The organism is Mongoliitalea lutea (assembly GCF_014652135.1).
GTDB lineage: Bacteria > Bacteroidota > Bacteroidia > Cytophagales > Cyclobacteriaceae > Mongoliitalea > Mongoliitalea lutea.
Genome location: NZ_BMYF01000028.1, coordinates 1 through 14,956 on the forward strand (window position 1 = coordinate 1; position 14,956 = coordinate 14,956).

The 14,956-nt window shown below is 39.0% G+C and carries 9 protein-coding genes; 4 read left to right on the forward strand and 5 right to left on the reverse strand.

From position 1 onward, the window contains the following. Nucleotides 1–114: 114 nt before the first annotated feature. From IE080_RS17905 to IE080_RS17920, 4 genes are all read right to left on the reverse strand, one after another. On the reverse strand, nucleotides 115–1,620 hold the full coding sequence (locus IE080_RS17905) for an alpha-amylase family glycosyl hydrolase (RefSeq protein WP_373295142.1): 1,506 nt from the start codon (nucleotides 1,618–1,620) through the stop codon (nucleotides 115–117). A gap of 105 nt (nucleotides 1,621–1,725) precedes the next feature. Next, nucleotides 1,726–2,787 carry a class II fructose-bisphosphate aldolase gene (gene fbaA, locus IE080_RS17910; RefSeq protein WP_189586051.1) on the reverse strand — a complete coding sequence of 354 codons (1,062 nt, stop codon included), beginning with the start codon at nucleotides 2,785–2,787 and terminating at the stop codon, nucleotides 1,726–1,728. Nucleotides 2,788–2,802: 15 nt separating this feature from the next. After that, nucleotides 2,803–5,583 (reverse strand): alpha-amylase family glycosyl hydrolase, encoded by a 2,781-nt coding sequence (locus IE080_RS17915; protein ID WP_189586054.1) that lies wholly within the window; start codon nucleotides 5,581–5,583, stop codon nucleotides 2,803–2,805. 87 nt (nucleotides 5,584–5,670) lie between these two features. Beyond that, complete coding sequence (locus IE080_RS17920; RefSeq protein ID WP_189586057.1) at nucleotides 5,671–6,741, reverse strand: SusE domain-containing protein; 1,071 nt, start codon at nucleotides 6,739–6,741, stop codon at nucleotides 5,671–5,673. A gap of 349 nt (nucleotides 6,742–7,090) precedes the next feature. On the opposite strand from IE080_RS17920, the gene IE080_RS17925 reads away from it, so the two are divergent. The 4 genes from IE080_RS17925 to IE080_RS17940 all read left to right on the forward strand — a co-directional run bounded on the left by IE080_RS17925 (nucleotide 7,091) and on the right by IE080_RS17940 (nucleotide 12,970). Next, nucleotides 7,091–8,119: a LacI family DNA-binding transcriptional regulator gene (locus IE080_RS17925; protein ID WP_189586060.1), complete on the forward strand. Its 1,029-nt coding sequence runs from the start codon at nucleotides 7,091–7,093 to the stop codon at nucleotides 8,117–8,119. 183 nt (nucleotides 8,120–8,302) lie between these two features. Continuing rightward, complete coding sequence (locus IE080_RS17930; RefSeq protein ID WP_189586063.1) at nucleotides 8,303–10,729, forward strand: glycoside hydrolase family 31 protein; 2,427 nt, start codon at nucleotides 8,303–8,305, stop codon at nucleotides 10,727–10,729. Between the two features lie 20 nt (nucleotides 10,730–10,749). Next, entirely contained in the window at nucleotides 10,750–12,084 is a 1,335-nt protein-coding gene (locus IE080_RS17935; protein WP_189586066.1) for an MFS transporter, read from the forward strand. A gap of 13 nt (nucleotides 12,085–12,097) precedes the next feature. After that, a complete protein-coding gene (locus IE080_RS17940) occupies nucleotides 12,098–12,970 on the forward strand; it encodes a type 2 periplasmic-binding domain-containing protein (RefSeq protein ID WP_189586069.1) in 873 nt (290 codons plus the stop codon). On the opposite strand, the gene IE080_RS17945 is transcribed toward IE080_RS17940, so the two are convergent. After that, entirely contained in the window at nucleotides 12,916–14,904 is a 1,989-nt protein-coding gene (locus IE080_RS17945; protein WP_189586072.1) for a tetratricopeptide repeat-containing sensor histidine kinase, read from the reverse strand. The two genes, IE080_RS17940 and IE080_RS17945, sit on opposite strands and share 55 nt — an antisense overlap. Nucleotides 14,905–14,956: the final 52 nt, after the last annotated feature.

Consider the following 14,956-nt stretch of genomic DNA (forward strand, 5'->3'; position numbering starts at 1 on the left):
CATGTGTAATTTATGTTGTCGTAAACACAAAGTACACAAAATAGGGTAGGTTTAAGCAATTGAATCTACCCTTATTTTAAAATCGTTTCTCGGACACTAGTGATTAGATACCATTTATTTTAGAACAGCACTACTGTAAGCTGCCAAAATCAATTTGCCCTCATCAATTTTTGCAGTACCCAAAGAATGAAGAAAATGGTCATATTCATTTGGCAGATTTAAAGAAACCTCTGTATCACCAATATTGTGCACCACAAATAATGATTGATTCTTGTAATCCCGGAAATAGGCCATCACTTGCGTCTCAAGGTCTCCCTCGTACAAATTTAAATCACCTAATGCCAAAGCACGATTGGAGTTACGCAACTTGATGATTTCTTTGTAATGGTTGAAATAAGAAGTTGACATCGATTTTTGAATCGCCAATGGAGTGACCGTTTCATCGGTACTGTACTCCGGCTCTATCCACCGTGTTCTTCCTTTATCATTATTTTTCAGATCCCACAAGAAAGGTTCACGGATATGCTCATCAGGTTTTTTACCTAACATACCTATTTCCTCTCCATAATACAAGTAAGGAGCCCCAGGCATAGTCATCAAAATGGCAATCGCTTGCTTTAATTTTTTAGGATTCTCATCCAAAGAATTCAATAAACGCTCTTGGTCATGATTGGAAGAAAAGGTAGCATCAATAAAATCTTTGGTGATGCCTTGGTAAAAGTCTAAGACTTCTTTTTGCTTTTTGGCAAGCAACATCCCATCCCCTTTGCGATAGGCTTCGATTAAAGTATAGTGAAAGTCAAAATTAAACAACGCAGGAAGTCCAGGCAGATATGGCGCTACAATTTCTTTGCGATCATACACCTCACCTACCAAGTAAATATCAGGCTTGATAGCAGTCATTTTATCACGGAATTCCTTCCAGAACGCATGGTTATCCTCCGGTCTGTCATCTGGAAATATATGTTTAGCAGCATCTAGTCTGAATCCATCTACACCGACTTCCTCCAACCAAAATCTCCCTATGTCATAAATTTCTTCACGCACTTTAGGATTATCAAAATTCAAATCTGGCATTCCACCCCAGAAAAATCCATAGTAATAATCTTCTCCAAAGCCTGGATCGTGCCATTGACGGATATTATCACTATCCAATGTGATGGTTTTTTTATTGATAAAGTCAGCAATGGTGTCTTTTTGAGCCCATACATAATAATCTCTGTAAGGGTTATCTCTTCCTTTTTTGGATTCAATAAACCATGGGTGCTCAGTACTTGTGTGATTAATGATCATATCAATCACAATTTTAATATCCCGCTTATGGGCTTCCTTAATCAGATTTTTGAAATCCTCCAAAGTCCCGTAATCAGGATGAATTTCTTTATAATCGGTCACATCATACTTATGGTATGTGGGTGATGGCATGATTGGCATAAACCAAATAGCATTGGCCCCTAACTCTTTGACATGATCCAATTTTTTGATTACCCCATTGATATCTCCGATTCCGTCTCCGTCAGAATCGTAAAATGACTGGATAAAAATTTCATACGTAATGCCCGCATGGGGCCAATGATTTTCAACCTCCCCAGAACCAACACCTCCACATGATGACAACATTCCCACGATAATGGAAAAAGCAATACCTTTTAAATACTTCATAATCCTCGAGAAACAGAAAAAGTCACTTCCCGTGACTTTTTCTGATTTTTTAAAGTCAACTAATTAGTTCCTATTGATGGCATTCAACATATCGAATGCCAATTCCAAACGCTTAATAAAGGTCTCTTCACCTTTTCTTAACCATACGCGTGGATCGTAATACTTTTTATTTGGACTATCTGCACCTTCAGGATTACCCAGCTGTGTTTGCAGATATCCTTCATTGGATTTGTAATAGTTCTTAATACCTTCCCAGAATGCCCACTGCTGATCTGTATCAATATTCATTTTGATAGAACCATAGCTATTGGCTTCTCTAATTTCCTCTAATGAAGAACCCGATCCTCCATGGAAAACAAAGTACACTGGCTTAGGACCTAATCCATGCTTTTTGCTGATATAGTCTTGGGAGTTTTTCAAAATCTCTGGCTTCAAGCTGACATTTCCTGGCTTGTACACCCCGTGAACATTTCCGAAAGAAGCTGCCACAGTAAATAAATCAGAAACCTCTCTCAGTTGCTCAAATGCGTAGCAAACTTCCTCAGGCTGTGTGTATAGCTTACTGCTGTCTACGTCTGAATTATCTACCCCATCTTCTTCTCCACCTGTAATACCCAATTCGATTTCAATAGCCATTCCTAGCTTAGCAAATTCCTTGAAGTATTCAACGGAAATTTCCAAGTTCTCATGCACTGGCTCTTCCGAAAGATCTAACATGTGACTGGAAAACAATGGCTTTTTAAAGGCTTCATAATAAGCTTTTCCTTCTGCTAATAGCCCATCAATCCAAGGGAGGAGTTTTTTGGCCGCATGGTCTGTATGTAAGATTACCGGAACCCCATACGCTTCTGCCATTCTTTGTACATGCATTGCTCCAGAGATACCTCCTGCAATTGCACCTTTTTGTCCTTCATTGCCAAGACCTTTACCAGCAAAAAACTGCGCTCCTCCATTCGAAAACTGAATGATAACTGGAGAATTCACTTTTTTGGCTGTTTCCAATACTGCATTCACTGTACTGGTATTGATTACATTTACAGCTGGCATTGCAAACTCAGATTCTTTGGCATATGCCAATAAATCTTTTAGCTCTTCACCGTACTTTACACCGGGTTTAAATTTCATGGTTTTTGTTGTTGATTACTGTTTCAAAAATCGTTTCCTGATAACCGTACGATTATCATTGATTTCAAATATATAAAGACCCGATTTAAAATCCTTTAAATCCATTTGTAAAATGTTGTCTCCACCCGAAAATACCTGTTCTGTCAATACTGCTCCTGTCACATCAATAACACGGTATTGGAAAGATTCCATGCCCTCAGGAATGAGAATATTCACTCGATCCTGAGCCGGTACAGGGTATATTTTAAGCTGGGAAGCATCGATTTCAGGATTGATAGACAATATTGGGTCCTCCATTAGAATTCCTTTTTCAGGTGTCGGCAAAGGCTGATTAGTGAATAAAAGGAATTCGTTGGCCCTTAATCTAAATGTCCTAGAATTACCTGTAACAGTAACCTCTTCCCCCGTGAAATAATTATAATACGTACCTGGTCCTGGGAAACTCAAATTAGCACTATTCAAGTCAGTAAGTCCAAAATTACCGTGAAGAATCACCTGAAAATCCCCATCCACCAATCGAATAGATTTGAGTGGCTGTGATAGATTTAGAACTGCATTATCTGGATTATTGAAGGCATTATGTTCGCTCTTCAAATGAATCATGGCTCGATAAAGTTTAAATAAGCGCTGTCTCTCCGGATTGTCCAAATACTCCCAGCGCGTAGGCTTGATTCCCAAACGATCATTATTCAACTCCAGATCATAACCAAATTCTTCAAACTGCCAGAGCATTTTCGGGCCTGGTATGCTAAAGAAGAAGGCTGCCATCAATTGATTCCTGTTAACTGCATTGGTCAGATTTCGGATATTTAATGGTGTAGTAGCACCCCAAGTCAATGACTCCCACATGGTGCGCTCCTCATCATGGCTTTCCATGTAGGTAACCAAGTTGTTTTTAGCCCATCCCCTTGTCTGGAAATAGCCCCAATCAAAATTCCGGTTACCTCCTTTAGCTATTTCACGGAAATTAAAGTTTTCATTTCCCCAAAACATCATCCCATAATCTGCCAACTCACGCTCTTCTGAATTATCCGCAAAATGCTCCAAAATCACATAGGCATCTGGATGTGAGCTTTTGATGTTGTCGTAAATATTCTTCCAAATAGCAATCCTAGACTCATCCCGCTGACTCCAAAATCCAACATCATCTCCAGAGTTCACCTGAGTAAAGCCTTTACTCAGATCAAATCTGTACCCATCAAATTTATATTCAGTTAGCCAGTAATTATTTACGGAATCCACAAATGCTTTGGTGTATGGACTCTCGTGATTGAAGTCATACCCTACGTTGAATGGATGCTTAGCTACCCTATTCAACCATGGATTATCTTCAGTAGGAGCGCCAAAATCACCATCATTGTACAAGCGTACAAAAGGATTTTGACCAAAAGCATGATTGAGCACCATATCTAGGATCACTACCATATCCCGCTTATGAGCCTCATCAATCAATTCTTTCAAATGATTTCTAGGACCATAAAACTTGTCGACAGCAAAGAAAAATGACGGATTGTAACCCCAAGAGATATTTCCCTCAAACTCTTTGATAGGCATCAATTCGATTGCATTGATACCCAAATCTTTCAGATAATCCAAACGTTCGATGACAGCTTTGAAAGTTCTCCGTTCATCAAAATCCCTCACCAACAATTCATACACAACCAACTCTTCTGGCTTAGGCTTGTTATAATCGGTATATTTCCACTCATAGGGCTCTTGGGCTGTTTGAAGGAAGGTGGCCTGAAACTGGGTTTTCCCCTCTGGATAAGGTTTTAATCCCGGGTATCTATTTTGTTGGATAATCTCCGTATCCAAGAAAGGATCGGATATTTTATCCGCATAGGGATCCCCTATCCGTATTTCACCATCTACCAAATATTGAAAAATATATTCCTCCTGAGGAATCAAATCTTCAATTTTCAACCAAAAAAGTTCACCATCAGGCGTGAGGTTCATTTGGTAATCTGCTAGAACTTCCCAATCGTTGAAGTCTCCTATGACAAAAACATTCTTCTTTCTAGGGGCTTCCAATACTAAAATAACTTCTGTATCAGAGATATAATTTATCCCTCTTCTAGCCCCTTCTGGCAATGGCATTCTTGGACTTGGTCCTACTACGTTGATTCGTGCCGTAGATTCAGCGGTATCCTCTCCGCTTGTTGCAATTGCCTTTAATTCAAACTCTCCAGCTTCAGCAGCTGTAAAGGTATATTCTAAATTGGAGGCTTCTTCCCCAAAGGCAACTCTTGCTCCATTGACCTGAATCTCCAAATCAGAGACCTCATTCGCCACTATTCGCACCAATTGTTGCTCTCCAATTTCCAGCAAGGTTGTTGGACTACTCGGTTGTTGGAATGTAACTTCAAAACCTTGGCTTAAATTGACAAAAAAGTCTTGATTGGTAGCTGTTTTACCTTCTAAATTTCCGCTGGCATTTCTGAAAACCATACCCAATCTGAAGATGGTTTGATTGGGATTGATGTTAAAAAATTCATTAGGAGTCAATTCCCATTCCCAAATATTTTCATCCACTTTGGTCATGCGTGCATCTGGATTGGAAGTCCCCCACTGAAAAGGCACGATTGCCCATGTGGTGGATGTTGGCCCTGCAACTACGGCACCTATGTGGATATATACTGGTTCAACACCTCGGAGGCCTGTTGTCCCTTGAGTAGCATCGTAAATTATTTTTACCTTTTGATTGGCTCGTGGAAACTCAGGTATCGTAGTGACCTGAGCAAAAGTAAGAGCACATAAGCATAAACTAAAAAATAAACTAAAGAAAACTTTTTTCATACAAGTGGAATTACTAACTGTGGCAGCATGAGAATAGAATAAAAAAGGCTACCTGATAAGAGTAGCCTTTTTTATCAAGGTTAATTTTTATTGTTCGATCAAGATATATCTACCATCCAGGGAATTGAACCAAATCAAGTAATTACCAGCTTGAGGAACTGGAATATTTGGACCACCTTGTACCCCTTTTCCTGATATCGGAGTATCAGCTCCCCAGTTGACTGCCCAATCATTGTCCGCTCTAAACTTAATATCACCTTCTGTTAGCGTAGCAGTGATTTTCCATATATGGCGGTCAAATGCAAAACCAGTCATGGCGGTTGAAGCATCCCAGCCATTAGCAGTTGCGGAACCGATAATTCCGACAGTTGCAAAAGTAGTATCAGTAGGTCCATCAAACGGCTCTAATGAAAAGGCTCCATCTGATAAATCAACCGTAAATGTATAGAACCCAGCAGCAGGCACAGGAATAACATCTGGTTCATTACCACCATCATTAACTCTAACAGTAGTTCCATTATCAGTTCCCCACTGTGGTTGCCACTGACCTAGAACTTCAAGCAATTTAAACGCACCTTGAGCAAAGAAACCGGAGTAGACATACAAATCAGGATTTTCTGGATCTCTGAACAAAGCAGGATTCTGATTATTATTATTCCATCCTGGCTTAGTTGCATCTCCTACTAAAAATAAATTTCTTAAGATTTCAGCCGCAGCAAATGTAGAAACTGTAATAACAGAAGTTGGACCAATAATAGGAGATAGGGATCTTGAAGTGGAAGCTCTCACTCTGAATTCAAGAGGACCTGATTCACCTGCCAAAATGCCTTTTGCAATTGCTCTTCTATTCAATACATCACCTCTAACTTGAATGGTTGTAGTTTCTGAGGAAGCAACGTCCAATGGGCTGGCAAAGTTTGCTCCTTGTCTGTCTACTTGAAGCGTGTACAATACATCGGTAGGTACTCCAAAGTCTGCTGGAGAAACAGTGAACGAAATCATCGCCGCTGAATCGGCCTCTTCAATTACAATAGTTGATGGCGCAGACAAAATACTAGAGCCTGTCTGAGGAATGATAGGCGGATTATCAATATCTCCGCAGGACCATAGTAAAGGTAGTAGCAGGGCTACCAAAGATAGTTTAGTAAGTACTCTCATAAATTAGTAGTTTTGGTATTCATTTGGATTTATTTATATTGGTTATGTTCAATTTTTTCCCTGTTTTAACTCAAACTTGTGCAGTGGATTAATCTTTTGTCTATTTCAAATGAATTCAACCACATGAAATATTAGCAAAATCTTGACGTTATACCAAACAAAAGCAAAACTTATTTTAGATTTAGTTTATGCAAACGTCACCGCAAACGTTTTCAATGACTAAAAAATATTTTCGTAAACCATGCAAAACACCAAAATCCTAGCTTTCAGGAACTTTTTTTTAGTTTGTGAAAAACTAAGTTTCCGCAAATAATTTCTATCTTTAACATCTTAGAAAAGTATAATTTTTATGAAATTAGGTCAAGCTACAATCAAGGATATTGCTAAAGAGCTGAATGTGAGTTTATCTACTGTATCCCGTGCGCTAAAAAATTACCCTGGGATCAGCGAGGAAACGAAAAGACGCGTGAAGGAGACTGCTGAGCGATTGAATTATCGACCTAATGCTGTTGCACTGAGTTTACGACAGAGTAAGTCCTTCACTATCGGTGTAATTATTCCAGAAGTTGTTCACTTCTTTTTTTCTACTGTGATCAGTGGAATTGAAGAAGTGGCTTATGCAAATGGATACAATGTAATTCTCTGCCAAACTAATGAAAAGTACGAGCGCGAAAAAAGTATTCTCGACACCATGCTTGCCAACCAAGTAGATGGCTTATTGGTATCTTTTTCGAAAGAAACAAAGGACTTTGACCACTTTACCAAATTAATCGAACTGGAACTTCCTATAGTATTTTTTGATAGAATCCCTGCTATTGACAGCTCGGTACACGTGACTGTCAATGATTTCCAAGGAGCTTATGATGCAGTAACACACCTACTCCAACAAGGATACAAGAAAATTGCGCATATTTCTGGCCCTGAAAATCTCACAATTACTAAGCAAAGAAAAGAAGGGTATTTGAAGGCCATTAGAGATTTTGATGAAGCAATATCCTACACCAAAATCCTTGAATGCCCTAGCGGTAATGAAGACGAAAGCTTTAAATTGGTAAACGCATTATTCACAAATGGTGAAGAGAAGCCTGATGCTATTTTTGCCCACCATGACCTGGCAGCCGCAGGTGCTTTGATGGCTTTGAAATCATTAGGCATCAAAATCCCTGAAGAAGTGGGCTTGGTAGGTTATTCTAATTGGCAATTTTCATCCATGATAGATCCCCCATTGAGTACAGTCTCCCAACCTGGAGCATCCATAGGTGAGACTGCTACAAAACTATTGTTGGATATGATCAATAAAAATGGAAACACGGGAACTATATCCAAAAGTGTCATGCTTGACACAGAATTGATCATTAGAAAATCTTCTAGTAAATAAAAAATTACATAAAAATTAAACTTTTTGTGCAAACGTTTGAATATTGGAAAATTTGAAAAACAGCCACCTTTGAACAAACATCAAGTGGCAAAAATTAATCCCACTCTATTGTAGACACTTTTTTACTTCATTTTTACTACTTAATTTAGTTAATTCCTTCAACTCAATTATAACCAAAGACCAATGAAGTCAGCCTCTCAGCGATCAGTTAGCAAGCAAAATTTAGCGGTTGGTAAAGTTAATTTTTGGAAAAAAACAGAACGTGGTATCAGCGGAGAAACTGAACATGCTTTTTTCCAATTGACCGTTTATGCGGACCACACCATCAGAGTTCAAGTAAGTAGAGAAAATAGTTTTTCCGGCAATCCATACAGTGTCATTGCTCAACCTGCCAATACTGAATTCACTATTACCGAAAATGAAGACAAAATCACTTTACGTACGTCAATCATCCAATGTGAAGTAAATCTACAACCTTTTCACCTCAGCTTTTTAGATAGTAACGGTAATTCACTCAATCAAGACGACCCTGCATTTGCGGTTTCTTGGTTGGGGACAGAAGTGACCAATTATAAAAAAGTACAAGAAGATGAAAAATTCATAGGCTTAGGAGAAAAGACTGGTGGACTTAACCGGGCAGGCAGTGCATATACCAATTGGAACACCGACTATTTCGGCTACGGTGTAGGTGATGATCCACTTTACATGAGTATTCCTTTCTATATTGGCGTTCATCACGAGCGAGCATACGGTATTTTCTTTGATAATACTCATAAAACCATTTTTAACTTTGGAGCCTCCAACAACCGCTTTATTTACTATTCGGCAGATGATGGAGATATGGACTATTACTTTTTCCATCATGAAACAGTAGCTGATATCATTCAAGCATATTGCCAATTAACCGGTACCATGGAACTCCCCCCTCTTTGGTCTTTAGGCTTTCAGCAGTGTAGATATTCTTATTATCCTGATTCGGAAGTGTTGACTTTAGCAAAGACTTTTCGGGATAAAAATATGCCGGCGGATGTCATTTATCTGGACATTCATCACATGGACAAATACAAGGTCTTTACTTTTGACCCGGAGAAATTTGCTGATCCGAAGGGGATGATTTCCCAATTGAAAGACATGGGCTTTAGAGTAGTAATCATCATGGACCCTGGCATCAAAACTGAAGAAGGATACACTCCATATACCGAAGGCTTAGCAAAAGATTTATTTGTCAAATATCCAGATGGTAGCATTTACGAAGGTCAAGTATGGCCTGGTTGGTGTGCTTTCCCGGACTTCACCAAAGAAGAAACCAGAACCTGGTGGGCCGAACAAATGGAATTTTATAAAAATGCAGGTGTGGATGGCTATTGGACTGACATGAACGAACCGGCATCTTGGGGACAATTCACTCCTAATTTGATTGAATTTTCATACGAAGGTGAAGAAGTGTCCCATAGAAAAGCAAGAAATATCTACGGCTTCCAAATGGCCCGCAGTGCCAAAGAAGGTGCCGAATTCCAAAATCCGGAGGAACGTGCCTTTGTCCTGACAAGAGCTGGCTTCTCCGGAATCCAACGCTATGCTGCTGCTTGGACAGGTGACAATGTAGCAAGTGATGAGCACATGTTGGCCGGCATCCGCTTGGTGAATAGCCTTGGTTTGAGTGGGGTTTCATTTGCAGGCTATGATGTAGGAGGATTTGCAGGAGAGGCTTCCAAAGGTTTGTTTGCACGCTGGATGAGTGTAGCTGCTTTTGCACCATTTTACCGAGCCCATAGCATGATCAATTCCAATGATGCAGAACCTTGGGCCTTTGGAGAGGAAGTGGAAGAAATTTCCAGAAATTATATGAAGCTCAGGTATCGACTACTACCAACTATTTACAGCAGCTTCAAGCAAAGTGCAGATACAGGACTTCCAATTTCCCGAAGCTTGGCAATAGACTATTCCTTTGATACTAAAATCTATGAGTCTGCTTTTCAAAATCAGTACCTTTTCTGCGATCAATTATTAGTAGTACCCGTAGAGAGCTTCAAAGAAATCACTAAAGTTTACCTTCCAAAAGGAGACTGGTACTACCTGTTTGATGACCAAAAACATGTAGGAAATCAAGTGATCTACCAAGATTGCCCGCTTAACTACTTACCTGTTTATGTCAAAGGTTCTGCGATTTTGGCATTACAGTCTGATATCAGCCACTCAACAGATACTACTGACGGAATCCTGCAACTACATGTATATCAAGGACAAGAGCCAAATTCATATCTGCATTATGAAGATGATGGGATATCCAAAGCTTATCTTGAGGGAGTCTACCATAGCCGGAAAATCACCTGGAATCCTCAGGAAGGAACTTTGCAAATCGAAGCCGCCGAAGGAACATACCCAAGCAAGTTTGAGAAAATAGCGGTCTACATACATGGAAGAGAAGTAAACAAAGCTCTTATACAGGAACAAAGCACCGAGGTTGTTAAAGAAACCGTTGCTTTCTTAGGGAAATTAACTGAGTTTGATCCCTTACCCGAGTATTTGCATCCCTATTATGAAATCAAAGACGTTCCTTGTATTCAAGTAAGCAATACAAGCGAAGCTATTGTGATACACTTACAATAACCCATCAACCACCATCCTTTATGGAACAATCTGAAAATAAACCAAGGCTTAGTTTCTGGCAAATCTGGAACATGAGCTTTGGATTTTTGGGAATTCAATTTGGATTCGCTTTACAGGGAGGATTTATGTCCCGGATCTTCCAAACCTTAGGAGCAGATAAAGACACCATTCCAATTTTATGGATTGCTGCACCTTTGACAGGCCTGATTGTACAACCGATCGTGGGGTATCTGTCTGATAGAACTTGGCATCCACGCTTTGGGAGACGGCGCCCCTTTTTCCTGATTGGTGCAATCATGAGCACCATTGCACTCTTTTTTGCCCCCTACTCCAGTGCTTTATGGATGGCGGCAGGTGCACTATGGATCTTAGACGCTTCTATCAATATCAGTATGGAACCTTTTAGGGCTTTGGTAGCGGACAAACTCCCCGACTCCCAGCGCTCGTATGGTTTTGTGGTGCAAACATTGATCATTGGGGTAGGAACCTGGGTAGCCAGTAACCTGCCATGGATGATGACTCAACTAGGAGTTTCCAATACTGCTGCACCAGGAGTCATCCCCGATTCTGTAAAATATGCATTTGCTATAGGAGCACTTATTCTTTTTACCTCTATCTCTTATACCATTTTCACTACTGATGAGTATCCTCCAGAGGATTTAGAAAAATTCAAACGTGAAAAAGAGGCAAGTAAAGGCTTTTTTATTGGGGTGTCTGAAATATTCAAAAACATTATTGGAATGCCTTCCGTCATGCTAAAACTCGGAGTCGTTCAGTTCTTTTCATGGTTTGCATTTTTCACTATGTGGTCTTTTGCTACTCCTGCCATCACCGAACATGTCTTCAAAGCAACGGACACAAGCTCCCTAGAATATAACAACGCAGCGGATGCAGTAGGGAACTACCTGGGGACTTATGGGTTGGTATCCATGATTTTTGCACTAACCTTGGCATTTATCACAAGTAAAGTCAAAATCAATCGAAAACTCCTCCACATGTTTTCCTTATTTGCTGGTGGAATAGGTTTCATCAGCATTTATTTGGTGGAAGAACCCTGGATGCTTCATATTTCATTTTCTTTAGTAGGTCTTGCTTGGGCAAGTATCCTTTCTATGCCTTATGCCATGCTCTCTAGTTCGGTAGACCCTAAGAAAATGGGCGTATTCATGGGGATTTTCAACATGTTCATTGTCATCCCTCAAATCGTAGCAGCTATCGGTGGAATCAACCTCATGTACAAATTCCTTTTTGGGGAAGAAGTGATTTTCACCATGGTATTAGCAGGAACTTCCTTAATTTTGGCGAGTTTAGCAAATCTATTGATTACCGATAGAAATGTAACGCACGACGGATAAGGATAAAAAACCGATGAAGCAAGTCAGAATCACAGGAGTTCCAGAGCACTTTAACATTCTTTGGAAAAAGTTAGTCCAAGCTCAACCTTTCAAAGATCAAGGTTATGAATTAGTCTGGATTGACGAGCCAAAAGGCTCCGGAGCAATGAATGCAGCATTGAGAGAGGGCAAAACTGACATTGCCTTATTACTGACCGAAAGCTTTGTGCGGGATAAAATCGACGGGAATCCGGGTCTGATTACAGATTGGTACGTATCCTCTCCCCTTACCTGGGGAATTCATGTGTCAGTCCAATCTTCTCAAAATGCGATTGATTCTTATAAAAACCCTCCTGTAGCCATTTCCCGATTTGGTTCAGGCTCACATCTAATGGCATTCTTATTGGCCAAACGTGAGCATTGGGATTTGGAAAAAGTAACCTTTGAGGTAATTAATGATCTGAAGGGTGCAATTGCCAATGCTGAAAATGGGGGTGAACACATTTTTCTTTGGGAGAAATTCACCACCAATCCTTATGTAGAAAAAGGGATTTTCAAACGAATCGGTGAAATCCCTACACCTTGGCCCTGCTTTGTGACTGTCGCTCACGAAAATTTCTTAGCCTCTGATGCTGCTATCATGAAACAAATTCAGCAAGCCATTAAAGCATCAGCTTTTGAGCTTCAAAAAAATAATGAGACTATTACTGAGATTAGCGAACATTATAACCTGATCAAAAAAGATGTTGAACGATGGATTTCACAAACATCTTGGGCGGTAACGAATGAAATCAAATCATCTGAGTTGGAAGCCGTGATGCAGATCTTAAAAGAATTGGGATTAATATCCCATCAAATTCCAGTTTCTTTATTGGTTTCTACTAAACTGTCTAAACTTTTACCGTAAGATGCAGTAGCAAATAGTAAGCTGACCTCCGTTCCTTTCCCCTGCTCGCTTTGAATTTGAAGCTGCCCATCAATTTTGGCGATAAATTCATTGATGAGTGAGTACCCTAAACCTGTCCCGGACTCTTTTTGAGTGCCATCAGCAGATTGGACCAATGTCTGCCGTGTTGAAACGAGTTCTTTGATTTTTCTTTGACTCATTCCTTTTCCCTGATCTTTGATAGCTATTTTAATCTTTGAATCCTCATTGATTGTTTTGATAGTAATAACAGAGTACTTATCGGAAAACTTGATGGCATTACTCAGAATATTCCGGATGATAAGCGTCAGAATATTTTTATCCGTTTCAATAGCTAATGAGCGATCAACATCAATTTCAATTAACACATTTTTCTCGTCAGCCAAAAAGCGTAAAAGATTGAATGCCCCTTCCACAGATTCAATGATAGGAGTATTTTCTTTGTGAATTTTAAAGCCCTCCATTTGAGATATTGACCAAAATAAAACATTGTCAAGGTTTACATAAAGATCATCAACATTCCGTAATATCTTTTTATGGACTTCTTCAAATTCAACCCTGTTTAAATCTTTATCAATAATTAATTGTAGTATACTTTTCAATTGTGCAACAGGAGCTTTCAGATCATGACCGATAATCGACAGCAATTTATTCTTCGTTCTATTAACTTTTCCTAACTCTTCAGACTTTAATTCCAGATCTTCTTTTTGTTTTTTGACAAGTGCTGTTTCACTCAGTAGGTATTCATAAAGACTTTTCTTTCTTCTATTTAAAAACATCAACCAAAGCACAAGTGTAATCAAAATAAAACCTAACACTACACCAATGAAAGTAAAACGTTTGTACAAATCCAGCTTTATATTGCTCACTTGAGACTCCGCTTTCATTGCAGCTAAAAGTGCATCAGCACGCTCTACTTCAAACATCCCCTGAATAAGTTTGAGTTTATTCTCATCGCTTTCTCCTTCCCTAATTTTATACAACTCTGTATATTTTTTCAAATTTTCAAAAGCTAGCTCTTGGTTGGAAATTTGATCATACACCAAAAAAAGATTATAGTAGGTTTGAACCAATTCATCATGAAAACTCCCATTTTCGGAGATAGCCTTCCCATTTTCAAGAAGGGAAATAGCTTTTAAATTATCTCCTAACAAAAAATATGCTTTACCTAAGCGGTGAAAAACAGATGCCTCAAAGGAGTGTAACCGCTGATGACTCGCTTGATTAAGAGAACTTTCATAAATATCAATAGCTTCCTTAATATTATTTTTCGCCATTAATATATCTCCAATCACCCGCATAGTAAAACTGGCAAAATAAACTGATCCAGCAGCATGATTCCTTTCAAGAGCTTCATTTGCAAAAAAAAGAGCTGAATCAAGTTCATTGATTTTAGAGTAATTCAACGCAATATTATTAAGACTTCGAATGACAGTAAAACTATCATCAATAGATAAGGCTATATTATAAGCTTCTTTGAAGTAACTAATCGCTTGTACATAATTTGTTTGTTGATAATACAATGCCCCAAGGTTATTTAAAACCATTGCTAATTCCGATTGATCTTTTGTTGCAAGACCAATCAAGTACGCATCTTTTGAATAACGAAAAGCAAGATTCCAGTTACCTTTACGGTAATGAATCCATCCAATATTTCCTTTGGATCTACCTAAAGAAATACTATCATTCAACTCATAGGCCAAAGCTTCCGCAGAAATTGCATATCCGAGTGCTTTATCTAGTTCACGCTCTCTTAGAAGAAATGTCAACCTATTTAAAGCATGAAGCTTATTAAATTTATCGCTTGTTTCTAGAACAAAAGAAGCTAAAGAATCAATTTCCTGCACCTGATCAGATGCAATTACTCTGAAATTCAATAATAAATTAAGAAATAATAAATTTAAAAAAAGTCTCATGGCGGTGACGAATATCCACGTTAAAGGTACTAATGAAAAAGTAAAAAACTAC

Coding starts and splice junctions, on each gene's coding strand:
- IE080_RS17935 (WP_189586066.1), top strand. CDS start 10,750: ATGGAACAATCTGAAAATAAACCAAGGCTTAGTTTCTGGCAAATCTGG.
- IE080_RS17940 (WP_189586069.1), top strand. CDS start 12,098: ATGAAGCAAGTCAGAATCACAGGAGTTCCAGAGCACTTTAACATTCTT.
- IE080_RS17920 (WP_189586057.1), bottom strand. CDS start 6,741: ATGAGAGTACTTACTAAACTATCTTTGGTAGCCCTGCTACTACCTTTA.
- IE080_RS17905 (WP_373295142.1), bottom strand. CDS start 1,620: ATGTTGTCATCATGTGGAGGTGTTGGTTCTGGGGAGGTTGAAAATCAT.
- IE080_RS17925 (WP_189586060.1), top strand. CDS start 7,091: ATGAAATTAGGTCAAGCTACAATCAAGGATATTGCTAAAGAGCTGAAT.
- IE080_RS17930 (WP_189586063.1), top strand. CDS start 8,303: ATGAAGTCAGCCTCTCAGCGATCAGTTAGCAAGCAAAATTTAGCGGTT.
- IE080_RS17915 (WP_189586054.1), bottom strand. CDS start 5,583: ATGAAAAAAGTTTTCTTTAGTTTATTTTTTAGTTTATGCTTATGTGCT.
- fbaA (WP_189586051.1), bottom strand. CDS start 2,787: ATGAAATTTAAACCCGGTGTAAAGTACGGTGAAGAGCTAAAAGATTTA.
- IE080_RS17945 (WP_189586072.1), bottom strand. CDS start 14,904: ATGAGACTTTTTTTAAATTTATTATTTCTTAATTTATTATTGAATTTC.